Origin of the sequence: Alteromonas sp. P256, from assembly GCF_036864455.1 — a bacterium.
Taxonomy (GTDB): domain Bacteria; phylum Pseudomonadota; class Gammaproteobacteria; order Enterobacterales; family Alteromonadaceae; genus Alteromonas.
On record NZ_JAZETM010000001.1, the window covers coordinates 676,711 to 691,030 of the forward strand.

A 14,320-nucleotide genomic window follows, 5' to 3' on the forward strand; every position below is an offset into this window, starting at 1 on the left:
TCTAGCCTATTAATGGTGTGTGTTTTTTTGAGTGTTAGCCCCCTTGTTGCTGCGAAAAAAGATGATGGCTCTCAAATACAGCCTGACAACTATTACCCTCGCGTAAAAATTGAAACCACCATGGGTGATATTGTGGTGGAGTTAGATAGAAGACGCGCTCCGATTACCGTGAATAACTTTTTGCGTTATGTAGATAAGCAGGCTTACAACGACACTATTTTTCACCGCATCGTACCGGGATTTGTGGTGCAAGGTGGCGGCTACACCTCTGATTTCAACGGTAAGTCGAACTTTCCCGATATTTTTAACGAATCTGGCAACGGGCTCACTAACGACTTGCATACCATTGCACTGGCACGTCAAAACGGCCCTCACACCGCTAACCGTCAATTCTTTTTTAACGTCAATGACAATGAAAGCCTGAACCCTGGACGGGACTGGGGCTATGCAGTGTTTGGCTTAATCGTAGAGGGGTCGGATGTTGTTGATGCTATGTCTGAAGTGGAAACCGAGTACTCAATTCGCTTAAACGCGAACAACGTTCCCATTGAACCCATTGTAATCAAAAAAGTGACTGTGCTCCCACCGCTGTAGTCACATATTTTTTTGTGTTAAACGCGCTGCTTCAATCGTGTTTATAGCCGGTTTGAGTTAGCGCTAAAAATACATACGCCACCGCCTTGGTTATGCAACTTTCCAAGGATGGTGGCGTGTGAAGCGTTATTTATCAAAGTCTCGTCAAATTCCCGTAAAGACGGTATTCATTAGATACACGCCAATTGATAGACACACCAAGCCTAACGTGACCATGGGTACGATCATTGTCGCAACAACTTTTGCCGTTTCTTTACTCGTATCGTTTTTCTGTTTAGTCATGTCTTAGCCCTCACAAATTAGGCTTTAATTATACGTGATCACGACCTGTAGCCTTAAGCGCTAAACCGCTGATTTTGATACAATAATTTTTAATTTTTGTTTATGAAATGTTAAAGATAATCGGCAAGTTTTCTGATAAGCGTCCATTGCTGCCATTAAGCCTACAGGAAAGTTGTTATTTTATTAATTGCCCATAAATCTGACAGATGAAAACGACGTCTCTCAAAAACAGCATATTAATCACCGCATTCGGCGTGGGGTTTATTTGGTGCTTTAAAGCTTTTGAACTCAACGTTAACGTCGACCTAAGTTGGCTCGGGGTTTATCCTTTAGCGCTGCATGGTTTGGTTGGAATTATAACGGCGCCCCTGATACACGGTTCATTAGAGCACATTTTCAACAATACGCTGCCTATGTTGGTTCTTGGCTCATTTCTCATCTACGGTTACCCAAAAACACGTTGGCATGTGTTAATAACAGTGTGGTTACTATCTGGTATTGGTGTGTGGTTGTTTGGACGCGAAAGCTATCATATTGGCGCTAGCGGTTTAACTCATGGTGTATTTTTCTATTTGCTCGCAGTGGGTATATTTCGCAGAGAAAATACCACTCCGCATAGATACTTATCCACTCAGCGAGACTTAAAATGTTCGTAATTGCGGCGTGTTACCGCAGATATAGTGGTTCTACATCAAGGTGACACAACAAAGAGTACGGACATTTTAAACTCGCCCTTCGGGAAGGTCTGGCAAGCTCCCTAGCTTCATTCTGGGAATTTGAAAGGGAACAGCCATTCCTGCATTCCCACGCTTTGCTAGGAAACTTGCCAGCGCCTTCTGAGGGGGTAATTATCTATGCGGAATGGTATAATCGTTCAGTCGTGCTTATGATGGTTACTTTTTTCATGTACGGTGGAATGACGATGAGCATATTTCCCCGCCAAGAAGGGATTTCGTTTGAATACCATTTATTCGGTGCTTTAGCTGGTGTTCTTTGTGCCTGTTTATGGCATTCGCTCGATCCAAAACCCACAGATAAGGCATATTCTTGGGAAGTGGAACCTAAATCGGAAGACCCTATTATCGGTGATCAGTGGCGTCTGGATGGACAGGCTGAAGACAATGAGGGGAGTATACAAACCATACCGAATGAAAAAGGAAAACATGAATGACCAACGTTAAGCCTAACGCATTTAAATTACTGCTAAGAGTTCGATATGCCGAGTGCGACCCTCAAGACGTTGTATTTAACGCACGATATGCAGACTACGCAGATTTAGCCGCCACTGAGTTTATGCGAGCGCTAATAGGTGGGTATCAAGCACTAACAAACCAAGGCTTAGATAATCAAGTCGTCAATCTCAATATATCATGGCAAAACTCAGCGGAATTCGACGACATTTTGTGCTTATCGGTGCATGTCAGCAAAGTTGGCAATACGTCTTTTACGATGCAGATTGACATGCTGAATTGGCAAACCAAACACACTGTCGCATCGGCTGAGATTGTCTATGTAATGGTCGATTCACTGACATTTGAAAAGAAACCGGTGCCCAATGAATTTAAAGCAACGTTATTAAAAGGTGCCCCAGGAAAAATGATGAACCTAGCAGGCATTGAGCTTTAATATTAACGCTTCAACAGTCGCTTATCTCACAGCTTGCTGAAGCGACAGCCAATAGAGCGCCTGAACCGGAAATGATTTATCAAAATACCACCCTTGTTTTTCATACCCTAATTTAGTCAGTAGCGCCTGAGAGCGCGTATTATCTGGGTGAGTCATTCCCGTGAGAAAGCGATAACCTTGGCTTCTTGCCCAGTGAATCACGAGTTCACAGGCTTCTTGGCAAATCCCTCGTCCTCGCGCTTCTGGCAACAGGGCAAAACCTAAATCCGGGCAGGTGAATGCAAAGCGATTAAACAGCCCGCATACCCCTAATGGAAGCCCAGTCTGACTGTCCTCAATAGCCAGCAGTCCGTAGCCCCATTCTTTACATTGCGCATTGGTACGAGCAATATAGTCGCAGGCGTCTTCAAGTGAATTGACGCCTCGACTTCCAATGAATTTTACCCACTGAGGGTCTTGCTGCAGTGCTAACACCCACTCTTTGTCGTCAAAACTGAGCGCCCGCAGCCGAACTCGTGTTCCCTGAAACCCTATATTCATCTTAATGACGCCCTAACCGTTTATTGTAGGAAAGCAGTTAAGATAGTAGATTATTCGATAAGATGGTGTCTATTTTGTCTTGTATGGTCTTATCTACGTTGGCAGCCCGTGGATATTTAGGCAACGCTCTGTCGTTGACTCGTGGGTGATCCCACAGTGAGGTATACGTCACAAAATCCGTAGCGGCCTTTTCGCCTGCATGCTCTAAACATCCGGCTAAACAAGTATCCACATAGGTTTGGCTTACCGGAAACTCATCATTCGCAGGGCTACAGTGCAATGTCTCGCATACCCATAGTGTGCGACCGCTAAGGGCTTCATAAAGGGCTGTTTCGCTATTTATGTCCATTGTAGCGTCGAAGGCAATTTGCTCTGGCGACACTTGCGTAAATCGATAGTCTTTTTCTCTTTCTTGCAGCGCAGGATTGAGCTGGGCGGGAATAAGTTGCGCATTCAGCTTTTTTGCGGCGTTTTTGATTGCCCCAACGTAGGTTTGCTGCTCTTGAATACTTCTTGTTACCCAGGCACGCTCGAACCCATCTACCATTACCGGAATGCCGTAGGTTTTTATATCCGAGAAACGCTCTCGGCTGTCGCGGCTTAATAAACTTCCATACCCAAGAACGATATGAGACTCATTGAGCCCGTTTAAAAAATTAATAATATCTTGTGCAGAGGGCGCATCAGCGTTGTTCACACTATCTCCTGTTTGGTTTTATTGTGTGGCTATTAATGACAGAACTTACTCGTTCGCAATATAAGCTTACAGCCTCATAGCCCAACATGCTTGTTCTGATTCATTAAGACGAGGTCATAAAAAAAGGCGGTTCGTTTTGAGTTTACCTTGATGCGATAACCTCAAAAAGTACCGCCTTTGCAGCGTTTACCTTATGGCATGTTGCTGTCATCTAGCAATAAGCTAAAGACAGTCCATCATTAGATGATTAAAACAAGGCTCTTACACCCACGCTGATATTTCTGCCTGGCAGCGGCGCTTGGTCTTTAAGGAAAGAGGTGTGCACTCGCGCTTCTTCATCGGTCAAGTTATCGCCTCGAGCAAACACAACCCAATCGATGCCCTGACTCGCAAATTCATACTGAACGCTGGCGTTTAACAGGGTGTATCCGTCTGTAGCCGTTTCAAAAGACGCGGTATCAGTTTGGTCGTCAACCCAAGTAAAACCAGCATCTGCGCTAAGCCCGCCGTTAACGTAACTTAGCTCACCACCAATTCGCATTGGCGGAGTACGTGGCAAATTGTCGTCTTCTATTTCTGCGCGAATATAATCGGTAAACACGGTCAAACGGAATGCATCATTAAGGTCGAAGTACGCTTGCGCTTCAAGCCCCCAAATGTCGGCGTCGGCTTGCTGGAAGTAGTAAACAGGCAAGCCTTCATCGCTGTGCGACTCATGACCTTCTTCGTGCTCTCCCTCGTGCTCACCTTCATGCTCTCCGCCGTGATCATCATCATGCTCTTCGTCGTGTTCATCGCCATGTTCTTCATGCTCAGATAAAGCGATTAAACCCGTATTGGTTTGGAATATATAGTTATCGGCTTGGTTATAAAACAAGGAAACGCTATAGCCCCAATCGCCAGTAAACTTGCGGAAAGTGACATCTAAATTAGTGCTAACTTCTTCAGTTACCCCTTTTAAGTTTTCTTCAATATGGCCTTCTTCGTCTAGGTCGAATACTAATCCAACTTCATAACTTTGTGTTGCCAAATGCTGACCGGCAGAAAATAACTCCTGCTGACTCGGAGCCCGTTCGCTTCTAGACAGCGTAATCGCTACTGACTGACCGTCGGTGTACTCCCAGTTCGCACCTGCAGAAAGGGATACTGCTGTGAAGTCATATTCTGGGAAAGTAAACTCTGTGCCGTGAGCTTCGTGAGCGTCGCCTTCATGAGCATCGCCTTCATGTTCCTCACCTTCGTGTTCTTCGCCTTCGTATTCTTCACCCTCGTGCTCGTCGTCATGAAACACCTCAAGCTCAACCTCACTGTCGGCAACATCAATTGTGGTTGATTCTAAACGACCACCAATTTCAAATGTCACGTCGCCCACTTTCTTTTGCTCAATGAGGTATAGCGAGAAGCTGTCTGTAACATTAGCTGGCGTAAAAGCCTCTTCACCCACAGCGGTGTAATCGCTTGATGTAAACTGCAGACCAAACACACCGTGCCAGCCTGCGACTTCTTCATGATAAGCCGATAGGCGAATATCAGTAGACTCATTGGTAAACACGGTTCCTGGCATACCGTCTTCAATTTCAGCGTGCTCGTAGTCGGTGTAGGCAGCGGCGAATTTAAGATTAGTTAGCCCTGCAATGGGGGAATGCCACTCACCTGCGGCTTGGTAACGAGTCATGTCAACATCGAGAAATACACCTTCGTCCTCGTGTGCGTGCCCTTCATCATGATCATCATCTAAGCCTTCATCATGATCATCGTGTTCGTCGTCATGCTCATCACCGTGACCGTGACTGTGGCCTGGAACACCATATTCGTTATCGAGCTTTTCAACGGCAAAACCGAAATAGCCTTCTTCGGCAACGTAGGAAAGCCCAGCAACAATGTTAGTTGTCTCCATGGCACTGCTTTCTAATTCGCCGCTTACCTCGTCATCATCTGGCTCAAGAGATGCAAAACCCGGAATGTCGGCGTTTTCTGTATCACGGATAAAACCGTCAACATGCCACACAAAGTTACCTTGGCCGCCAGTTACATCACCGCGGGTATATTGCCCCTCGTTTACAGTGCTGTAGCTTGCTTCAACTTCACCTTCAACACCGTCTACTTGGTATTGCGGTATGCGCTTATCAACAACGTTAACTACACCGCCAATTGCACCACTTCCATATTGAAGTGTTGCCGGGCCGCGAAGCACTTCAACCTGAGTGGCACTTGCCAGCGTTGTGGCCACATTATGATCTGGCCCCACGCGAGATACGTCTGAGACATCCAAGCCGTTTTGTACAATTTTCACTCGCGGGCCATCATTGCCGCGAATGATAGGGCTGCTTGAAACAGGACCAAAATAGGTACTGTGCACCCCTGGGGTATTCTTAAGCGTTTCACCAAGAGTTGGCGCTTCAATTTTACGAAGTTTGTCAGCACCAATAACGGTAACTGGCGTGACTGATTCAAGCACAGATGACTGCAGCGCGGTTGCTGTAACAACAATATTTTCTACCGATGCAGGCTGTAAAACAAAGTCAGCTTTTTGATCGCCACTCACATCTCCAAGGTCGTTATCACCATGAATGTAGTCGCTTGAATAAACATGCAAATGGACATGAGGTTGCTTTACATCGTTAAAACGATAGATGCCGTTTGCGTCGGTAACTGCTATGCGGCGCGTACCCTCTATTTTAACTTCAGCACCTTCTACAGGCTTGCCTGAAGTATCAGTGACAGTTCCAGTCACTGTAGTTGCTAAAACCGGAGCGCTGAGCAGTCCCGCTATCGTAATGCTGAGTAACGAACGCATTTTCATTGTTTCCTCTACTGAGTGTCTTTAGCTGTGATTTTATTGTTTTTACTGCATTGCCAATGTGTGTGTGCGAAGCAATATAATATGTGATGTTATAACATTTTTCAGCATGCGAGAAATAAAGTCAACAGCAAATAATTGCAATAATGAAATCTTTAACCGTGCAGATGTGTTGAATTGCTTACGCTCACTATGAGGTTTATTACTGGTGACAAAAATAGAAGGGGCTACAAAAAAAGAAAACGGTTTGGATTTGACCGCTTTGCTTTGCGCTAAGGGCTTTTGTTTTGCGCTAAGGGCTTTTGTTTTGCGCTAATGGCTTTTGTTTTGCGCTAATAGCTTTGGCTTTGCGCTAATGGCTTTGGCTTTGCGCCAAGGGCTTTGCTATGCCCGGCTAACGGGAAAGTTAATAACATCTTGAATGTGTGAGGCGCCTGTTTTCAACATCAACAGTCTGTCTATGCCAAGGGCAACACCTGCGCACTCTGGCAGACCCGACTCTAGCGCCTGCAAAAAGTGTTCATCGATAGGTTTTTCTGGCAACCCTGACAACGCGCGCTTTTTATTATCTTGCTCAAACCTCTCTCGCTGCTCAGCGGGTTCACTTAGTTCATTGAACCCGTTAGCTAGTTCAATACCTTTAAAATACACTTCAAAGCGCTCGGCAACACGAGTGTCAGACGGACTTATTTTCGCCAATGCTGCTTGTGAGGCAGGAAAGTTATAGACAAAACTCGGCGCTTTCAGGCCTATTTTAGGTTCAATGCAATAGGAAAACAGAAGCTGCAGCTGACTGTCTCTTGATAGACTCTCCACGTCATCAATATCAATACCGCATTCGAGCATTTTTTGATGAATTGAGCTTGTTGGGCTGGTAAGCGGGTCTATGCCAAGATGAGTGATAAACGCATTTTGGTAGGTGATCATTTCACTATCAGTTGTTGCGCCTAACACCTCATGTAAAAGGGCATCCACTTCTTTCATAAGCATAAAGTGGTCAAAACCTGGTCGATACCATTCCAACATGGTGAACTCAGGGTTGTGCCACCGCCCTTCCCCTTCGTGACGAAAAGCTTTGCCAATTTGGTAAATGGCACCGCTTTGTGCACAAAGCAGTCGCTTCATTGCATATTCAGGCGATGTTTGAAGAAACAAAGAAACGGGCCTTCCAGTATCAGCGTACAAAAATTCAGTGTTAAACCCGTCAATGTACTCATCGGTAACGGTTCCGGCAGATAGCACTGGGGTTTCTACTTCAAGAACATCACGGCAGTGGAAAAACGCCCTTATTTGGCGAAGTAATTCAGCTCTCGCCACTCTGGTTTTGTGGGTGGTGGTAGGTTGCCACAATTGCTCATGTTTCATAGTCGCGCCAACGCTTTTAAGAAGAAGATGAAAACCATAAATTAAAAAACCGGTACGTGAACATACCGGTTTCTGAACGTTGCTAGTAACACGCCTTTTGGCAGTGTTACTGATTATTAAACGCTACTTATTTTTGAACTCGTGACACGTAGTCGCCAGAGCGTGTATCTACACGGATTACTTCGCCGGTTTGAACGAACAAAGGTACACGTACCACTGCACCTGTGCTCAGCGTTGCAGGCTTACCACCAGTTCCAGCAGTATCACCCTTAAGACCGGGGTCGGTTTCAGTAATTTCTAACTCTACAAAGTTAGGCGGAGTTACCGTAATTGGGGCACCGTTCCATAATGTAATAGTACAAACGTCATTTTCTACCAACCACTTAACATTCTCACCAACAGCTTTTTCATCAGCCGCAATTTGTTCGAATGTATCATTGTTCATAAAGTGATAGAATTCGCCGTCGGTGTATAGATAGGCCAGCTCAGTATCCATAACGTCTGCGCCTTCTACGGATTCACCAGAGCGGAACGTTTTTTCTAAAACTTTACCTGAAACAAGCTTGCGAATTTTCACGCGGTTAAACGCTTGGCCCTTACCAGGCTTTACGTATTCGTTTTCTAAAATGTTGCAAGGTTCGCCATCCAGCATGATTTTCAGGCCGCCTTTGAACTCGTTAGTGCTGTAATTAGCCATAATTCCTCTGTCTAAACATAAGGTGCAAAAAGTTTCGTGGAACAAATAATACCTAAAAAAGCGATTTCTGTAGAGCATAACTGGCAAAAAGAATTATCAAGAAGCTTTACGGACCCCTCGAAGCTGCTCACTCATTTGCATTTAGATGAGAAAAAATACATTCAACACATAAAAGCACGGCGCTTATTTCCTATGCGTGTTCCCCGTCATTTTGTGGAATTAATGGAAAAAGGGAACCCGAGCGATCCACTGCTCTTGCAAGTTATGCCGCTTAGCGATGAATTTTTAACGTCGCCTCACTACAATGAAGACCCATTGGAAGAACATGACACAGCGGGCAAAGGACTGTTGCACAAGTACGACTCTCGCGTGCTGCTGATGGTTCGCACTGGGTGCGCAGTGAACTGTCGATACTGCTTTAGACGTCACTTCCCTTACGCAGAAAATGCCGTTAGCAAAGCGCAGTGGACAGACACATTATCGTACATTGCCAGTAACTCAGACATTAACGAAGTCATTTTTTCTGGTGGCGATCCGTTAATGGCAAAAGACGATCACCTAGCGTGGTTGGCGTCAAAAATTGCAGCTATCGACCACGTAAAGCGCCTTCGAATACACACGCGATTGCCTGTGGTATTACCCGAGCGAATTTGCAGTGCCTTTGAAGATTGGTTTACCGCACTGCCCATTCAAAAGGTATTAGTACTTCACGCGAATCATGAAAATGAAGTCTCCGATGAATTAGTCGATGCACTGGCACCGCTTCGAAGCAAAGGAGTAACCCTGTTGAATCAGTCAGTATTGCTGAAAGGAATTAACGACAGTGCTGATGCCATTTGTGCGCTAAACGAGCGACTTTTTGAAGCAGGCGTACTACCTTATTATTTGCATGTACTCGACAAGGTACAAGGCGCGAGTCATTTCTATGTGAGTGATGACGATGGGAGGGCTATTATGGAGCAAGCGATAAAGCGCCTGCCGGGATTTTTAGTGCCCAAACTCGTGAGAGAAATTGGGGGACAACCCGGCAAAACGCCTATCGACTTACATTTGCATCCTTAACCTACGCGAAAGTATCAATATTAGCGCCTAACGCGGGATTTGAAGAGGATGCCTTTGGTACGTCAGCGGCTGATTCCAGCAACTGAAGCGACGCTTTTCCCTCTTGTTCTTGCTGGCCTTTTGCCAACTTAAGAGAAGCCAATTCAAGCGAAGCACCGGACGCTGCAGAGGCGTTTGCACCTTGTAGTTCCATACCGTTTTCCTTTGTTGCTTGTAGCAAAGTGAAAAAATGGGCAAAATTGCCCATCTTAGGATATATCGGCAAAAACCGTCGAAACTTTAATCAGTTTTTGAATCAATTTCAAAATCAAATTTACACCAAGCAATTAAAGGCGTTTTCATGCAAGAAATGCAAACCGTAAACCAACAACTTCAAGAGACCATGCAAACGCTTTACCGAAAAGCCGTGGATGCCGACCAAGCATTAGACGTGTTGCAGCAGGATAAGAAAGGTAAATTTTCAGCCGTATTTGCCTCTGACAGTGGATTTACAACGTCGTCAAAGCGCTTTGTTCCCTATGTAGAAGAAATAGCGTTAGATTGGCAAGCTATGAAAGACATGAACGAAGAGCAAACGAAAGCGGCACTTGCCCCGCTAGTGAAGAAAATAGAATTAGCGCTTATCACCGTTACCCAATTTCAACAAAGCCTAGCCAGTAAACCAAAGGACTAACGCTTGCCTATGCTTACTTAGTTTGGCGAGAATCTCTAACTTATTGGCCTAAAAAGTCAGTTTAGCTAGCGGCTAACTTACCCATGAACCACACTTGGTTATCGGCTAGTTGACGGATAGTCAGCATAAAGCGGAATGCGCATTATGCGCTGCTTTAGCCTTTCCACTTCACGTAAATACGCGTGGCTGTCCACACGTCCATATTGCTCAGTAAAGGCTTGTTTACTGAGTCCCTCCGGCACATCGTCAATAGCAGGAATAATATCACTTTCACTGCGAATACGGGCAAGGGCATTTTGAACGCTTTCAGCGTGCATTGGCGATGTGGCGGTTTGGGCAAAGGCCGTGCCGGACATATCGGCAACTAAATCAACAAAGCTGTATCCAGAACCACCAGCCCCGCGGTCCATTAACTCTTTGAATTCACCAATAGCAAAGGACATACTTTGCTCTGACAATAGTTCTAGCGCTGCAGAGATAATAAAGTGTCGCGCCAAATCATTGCGATTATGCAAAACTGCGCCAGAACGAGGGCGAAGGGCTTTGTCTTTATTCGGTTGAATGTCGCCCACAAGATTTCCAACTCGGTGGTGCCCCACATAGGCGGCTAACGCGAGTATTACCGCCTTATTGTGCAATACCGCTTGAGTAGCTGATGTACTTTGCTCACGGGCTCTGGCCATGCCTTCACGCAAATATTCAGTCAGGGAGACTGGACGTGTAGATAAGGCGATTTCTCTACCCGAAATATACCTGAGGTAATAGGCGGTAAGTGTTTGTAGCTCGGTTTCTTCGTCTACGGATAAGTTTGATGCTGCTGTATTTAGCTCCACGAGCAACGTGTCTAAACGCCCTACCTCTAACGTGAGTTCACCCTGCTGCATAGACACTTTCTCTACGCGGCTTAGGGCTATTGAGGCAATTTCTGTATCGGTGTAGCCATTAACGGCATATTCAATCGCGTCGAGTAATAACCTTCCGGGAATAGTTAAACTGCCCACTTGCACATGCTCTATGCGCAGACTATCGCCAGGTAACACTAAGGCAGAGGCGTTAAAAAAGTAGCCGGTATCCTTTAGTGCATAGGTGACGCTTACCGTTCCGCCCATCGAGGTAATATTAACCTGCCCTTTAAACTCTGGTAGCGCCCTCTGCAACACGCCTACCAAGCTTTCCACCTGTGTTTCACTTAAGGTTAAATGATGGCCTTCTTCACGGCGGGAAAAAGCGCGTTGTAGCTGGCTGAGCAATGCATTCACACTGTCGGCACCATCAAGTTGGCTTGATGCACTACTTGAGACCAGCGGTGTAGTTTGAATGGCCATGACAGTGAGCGTTGTCGCGCCTACAAGCGCAAGAAAAACAACTATAGCTAAACCAATAAAAAGCCATTTTAAAAATCGCAAGATCATATTCGTGGTAGTAAACCTTTGCTAATCGTGACACGGGGAGCCGACGTGTAGTGCATCTGAATCAATGGGGTAGAGCTTGCTTCATCGCAGGCAGCAGTTGATTGTTATACGTTACCATACACGCGTTTTTTACACGCGATGATAAATCCTTTTTTCTAATAATATCAAAAATTATCGCACCATTTTATTTGCGCGCCACTTTGTTCATTATTAAAACCTATTTTGAGCGCTGTGTATTAACAAATAACGTGCTAATTCGTAACGCAATGTTACCAGTTTGCTGTAATAGTGATGAGGCTTCTGTTAATAAATCCTCGTCACCAAAAAAGCCCAACGCGTTAGCGCCAGGCCTTTTACTTAGTACAACAATGTGTGTTTCAGTCTTAGTATATAGGCAGTACCGAAACGGATTCAGGTGCAGTAAAAGACGCACTGTAACTTGGCGCTATATCACCTGAGTCTACGTTCAAAATATTATCGAATCGCAAGATAGCGCCGTTCGATTTTTCTGCCACATACACATGTCCGTTGCTTAGCATTAAATCAACTGGATTTCCAAGCATTGACGCTGGGCCGGCAATATTTACTGATACATCAGTAATGCCGTCAGCCGACTTCGCACCTGAAATAACATAAAGCTTGCCATCGGTAGCGTCGGCCGCACTGCCTACATCGGAGATAACCAAGCTATCGCTTTGGCTGTCATAGTCGATGCCGTGAAGATTGGTAGGCGCTGAAAACGCAGTGCCACCACTTGCCGGTACAATGAGCCTGTCTTCCCCAATCAGTACCGATTCACCGCTATTCAACCGTCTCACTACTTCTTCAAATACGGCAACCGTACCATTTGTAAGTGCTAGGTAGGCACTGTCAGTTGCCGGGTCATAATCTACATCCCACGGACGAGCACCATTTGATGCCTCAAGCGTTAATAGCGGCGCTACATCACCCGATGCGCAGGGTGAAAACACGCGTACAGCGGGCGTTGTCTCATTCACATCGGCAACAAACACGAGGCCATCAGCTGATGCAATATCAAGCCCTTTAGGTGCAATAAGACCTGTACTAGCACCTGCTATCATATGATCGTAACTGTCGCTGTACATCATGCTATCACGTTGTGAGGCCAATCGATTTACCACTAACAGCCCACCTGTTGATGTATCTGGGTTGTCGAAGGTAATAACGCCATCGCCTTGAGCGGTATACGACGCACTTTCAATGCTCATGCCACTATCAAAACTGCGTAATTCGCTGCCTAAAAGCGCGCTAAGTTGTGCAACCTGCCCAGTTGTATCGCCCTCTGCAGCTGGATTACTCGATACAGAAAGCCCTGAAATTGGCATGGTAGTTATACCGTTATCTGATGCATCCAACTTCACCATCGCGTCAGTAAACTCAACAAGAGACTCAGGCTTAACAGATGGTGTAGAAAGCGTTGGCGCAACATCGCCACTCGCACCGTTAAAAATGTTTGAAAATACTAAAATTGCGTCATTCGATTTTTCGGCAACTCGAAGGTCAGAGCCCGATAAAATAATATCAACAGGGTTACCTAATTGCGTGCTAGCGCCACCCACTACTCTTGTGGGCACTACCATACCATCAGCCGATGCCGCACTTTCGATGACGAATAACTGGCCATCGTCAGCCACGCTTGCATCACCCACATCTGACAGAATGAGTCGATTTGACATCGCCTCAAACACAATACCGTGAAGGTTGATTGAAATTTGGTTGCCGTCAGCGTCTGATGGAACAATCGTTCTTGCTAATGCTGGCGCAAAACCAGATGAAGTGACATCGTCATACACCGCAACTGTACCGTCGACTAATGCAACAAATAAGCGATCTGCGTTTTCATCAAACGCTAAGTCCCAAGGGCGGGCAGAAGTCATAATTTCGGCAATAGGCGCTACGTTTCCTGCAGCTTGGCCACCAAAAACACTCACTCTTTGCCCATTAAAATCGGCAGCCATTACAAGGCCGGCCTCTTCAGCAAATACAATACCTTTGGGATTGACTAGACCAGTTTGAGCTCCAGTAATGTCATGGCCAAAGTTTGCATCAAAGTCGCTGTTTCCTGTAAATGAACAGAATGAGCGAATAAGAGGAAGGTCGCTATCTCCTGCTTGGAACAGCGTATTGCTTTGGGACAACGCCACGCCTTCATTGGCGCCGGTTGATACTGTATTAATAACGTTGGCGTTTTGATCTACCGTCGATACGGTATTGCGATTGCTATCGCCGTTATTAGCAACTAAAAAAGTCGCCGCTGCAAAACCTGGGCTTCCATCTTGTCCTGGCGCGCCGTCTTGGCCATCTGCCCCATCTTGACCATCGGCACCGTTTGCCCCATCTTGGCCATCGGCCCCGTTTTGGCCATTTACCCCGTTTACGCCGTCTTGACCATCGACACCGTTCTCTCCGTCATCGCCATTACAGGCTGAAAGGGAAAACACGACTGCGGCTGCAAGCAGTGAAAGTCTGATATTGCGCTGTGAACTATTTGATAAACCCATAATCTTCTCCGTTGCCATTTTGATGTAGTGACGTTGTACTACTCACGTCC

Annotated in this window: 15 protein-coding genes; 6 read left to right on the forward strand and 9 right to left on the reverse strand. The window is 45.8% G+C overall.

What is annotated here, in order from left to right:
* Positions 1-12: 12 nt before the first annotated feature.
* A complete protein-coding gene (locus V7R39_RS02955) occupies positions 13-594 on the forward strand; it encodes a peptidylprolyl isomerase (protein WP_334028153.1) in 582 nt (193 codons plus the stop codon).
* A 144-nt stretch (positions 595-738) separates the two neighbouring features.
* Here V7R39_RS02955 and V7R39_RS02960 read toward each other — a convergent pair whose 3' ends face one another.
* A complete protein-coding gene (locus tag V7R39_RS02960) occupies positions 739-876 on the reverse strand; it encodes a hypothetical protein (protein ID WP_334027971.1) in 138 nt (45 codons plus the stop codon).
* A 206-nt stretch (positions 877-1,082) separates the two neighbouring features.
* Between V7R39_RS02960 and V7R39_RS02965 the strand changes: the two genes are divergently transcribed.
* From V7R39_RS02965 to V7R39_RS02975, 3 genes are all read left to right on the forward strand, one after another.
* Positions 1,083-1,532: a rhomboid family intramembrane serine protease gene (locus tag V7R39_RS02965; protein WP_334027973.1), complete on the forward strand. Its 450-nt coding sequence runs from the start codon at positions 1,083-1,085 to the stop codon at positions 1,530-1,532.
* A gap of 167 nt (positions 1,533-1,699) precedes the next feature.
* Positions 1,700-2,047, forward strand: a complete 348-nt coding sequence (locus V7R39_RS02970) for a hypothetical protein (protein ID WP_438823495.1) — start codon at positions 1,700-1,702, stop codon at positions 2,045-2,047.
* Complete coding sequence (locus V7R39_RS02975) at positions 2,044-2,502, forward strand: acyl-CoA thioesterase (RefSeq protein ID WP_334027975.1); 459 nt, start codon at positions 2,044-2,046, stop codon at positions 2,500-2,502. Before V7R39_RS02970 ends, V7R39_RS02975 begins: the two co-directional genes overlap by 4 nt.
* 21 nt (positions 2,503-2,523) lie before the next feature.
* Here the strand turns inward: V7R39_RS02975 and V7R39_RS02980 are convergent, their stop codons facing one another.
* From V7R39_RS02980 to efp, 5 genes are all read right to left on the reverse strand, one after another.
* Entirely contained in the window at positions 2,524-3,042 is a 519-nt protein-coding gene (locus V7R39_RS02980; protein ID WP_334027977.1) for a GNAT family N-acetyltransferase, read from the reverse strand.
* Positions 3,043-3,079: 37 nt separating this feature from the next.
* A complete protein-coding gene (locus V7R39_RS02985) occupies positions 3,080-3,739 on the reverse strand; it encodes a gamma-glutamylcyclotransferase (protein WP_334027979.1) in 660 nt (219 codons plus the stop codon).
* A gap of 247 nt (positions 3,740-3,986) precedes the next feature.
* Positions 3,987-6,542, reverse strand: a complete 2,556-nt coding sequence (locus V7R39_RS02990) for a TonB-dependent receptor (protein WP_334027981.1) — start codon at positions 6,540-6,542, stop codon at positions 3,987-3,989.
* A gap of 381 nt (positions 6,543-6,923) precedes the next feature.
* Positions 6,924-7,904: an elongation factor P--(R)-beta-lysine ligase gene (gene epmA / locus V7R39_RS02995; protein WP_334027983.1), complete on the reverse strand. Its 981-nt coding sequence runs from the start codon at positions 7,902-7,904 to the stop codon at positions 6,924-6,926.
* A 127-nt stretch (positions 7,905-8,031) separates the two neighbouring features.
* Positions 8,032-8,601 carry an elongation factor P gene (efp, locus tag V7R39_RS03000; protein WP_334027985.1) on the reverse strand — a complete coding sequence of 190 codons (570 nt, stop codon included), beginning with the start codon at positions 8,599-8,601 and terminating at the stop codon, positions 8,032-8,034.
* 36 nt (positions 8,602-8,637) lie between these two features.
* On the opposite strand from efp, the gene epmB reads away from it, so the two are divergent.
* A complete protein-coding gene (gene epmB, locus V7R39_RS03005) occupies positions 8,638-9,663 on the forward strand; it encodes an EF-P beta-lysylation protein EpmB (RefSeq protein ID WP_334027987.1) in 1,026 nt (341 codons plus the stop codon).
* Position 9,664: 1 nt separating this feature from the next.
* Here epmB and V7R39_RS03010 read toward each other — a convergent pair whose 3' ends face one another.
* Complete coding sequence (locus tag V7R39_RS03010; RefSeq protein WP_032095683.1) at positions 9,665-9,856, reverse strand: hypothetical protein; 192 nt, start codon at positions 9,854-9,856, stop codon at positions 9,665-9,667.
* Between the two features lie 156 nt (positions 9,857-10,012).
* On the opposite strand from V7R39_RS03010, the gene V7R39_RS03015 reads away from it, so the two are divergent.
* Positions 10,013-10,336, forward strand: a complete 324-nt coding sequence (locus V7R39_RS03015) for a hypothetical protein (RefSeq protein ID WP_163107562.1) — start codon at positions 10,013-10,015, stop codon at positions 10,334-10,336.
* 98 nt (positions 10,337-10,434) lie between these two features.
* On the opposite strand, the gene V7R39_RS03020 is transcribed toward V7R39_RS03015, so the two are convergent.
* Both V7R39_RS03020 and V7R39_RS03025 read right to left on the reverse strand, forming a co-directional pair.
* Positions 10,435-11,748: a hypothetical protein gene (locus tag V7R39_RS03020; RefSeq protein WP_334027990.1), complete on the reverse strand. Its 1,314-nt coding sequence runs from the start codon at positions 11,746-11,748 to the stop codon at positions 10,435-10,437.
* 383 nt (positions 11,749-12,131) lie between these two features.
* Positions 12,132-14,270, reverse strand: coding sequence for a hypothetical protein (locus V7R39_RS03025; RefSeq protein WP_334027992.1), 2,139 nt, complete (start codon positions 14,268-14,270; stop codon positions 12,132-12,134).
* Positions 14,271-14,320: the final 50 nt, after the last annotated feature.

Excerpts from the sequence above, each read along its gene's own strand:
- V7R39_RS02955 (WP_334028153.1), top strand. The coding sequence starts at position 13 with ATGGTGTGTGTTTTTTTGAGTGTTAGCCCCCTTGTTGCTGCGAAAAAA.
- V7R39_RS02960 (WP_334027971.1), bottom strand. The coding sequence starts at position 876 with ATGACTAAACAGAAAAACGATACGAGTAAAGAAACGGCAAAAGTTGTT.
- V7R39_RS02965 (WP_334027973.1), top strand. The coding sequence starts at position 1,083 with ATGAAAACGACGTCTCTCAAAAACAGCATATTAATCACCGCATTCGGC.
- V7R39_RS02975 (WP_334027975.1), top strand. The coding sequence starts at position 2,044 with ATGACCAACGTTAAGCCTAACGCATTTAAATTACTGCTAAGAGTTCGA.
- V7R39_RS02980 (WP_334027977.1), bottom strand. The coding sequence starts at position 3,042 with ATGAATATAGGGTTTCAGGGAACACGAGTTCGGCTGCGGGCGCTCAGT.
- V7R39_RS02990 (WP_334027981.1), bottom strand. The coding sequence starts at position 6,542 with ATGAAAATGCGTTCGTTACTCAGCATTACGATAGCGGGACTGCTCAGC.
- epmA (WP_334027983.1), bottom strand. The coding sequence starts at position 7,904 with ATGAAACATGAGCAATTGTGGCAACCTACCACCACCCACAAAACCAGA.
- efp (WP_334027985.1), bottom strand. The coding sequence starts at position 8,601 with ATGGCTAATTACAGCACTAACGAGTTCAAAGGCGGCCTGAAAATCATG.
- V7R39_RS03010 (WP_032095683.1), bottom strand. The coding sequence starts at position 9,856 with ATGGAACTACAAGGTGCAAACGCCTCTGCAGCGTCCGGTGCTTCGCTT.
- V7R39_RS03015 (WP_163107562.1), top strand. The coding sequence starts at position 10,013 with ATGCAAACCGTAAACCAACAACTTCAAGAGACCATGCAAACGCTTTAC.
- V7R39_RS03020 (WP_334027990.1), bottom strand. The coding sequence starts at position 11,748 with ATGATCTTGCGATTTTTAAAATGGCTTTTTATTGGTTTAGCTATAGTT.
- V7R39_RS03025 (WP_334027992.1), bottom strand. The coding sequence starts at position 14,270 with ATGGGTTTATCAAATAGTTCACAGCGCAATATCAGACTTTCACTGCTT.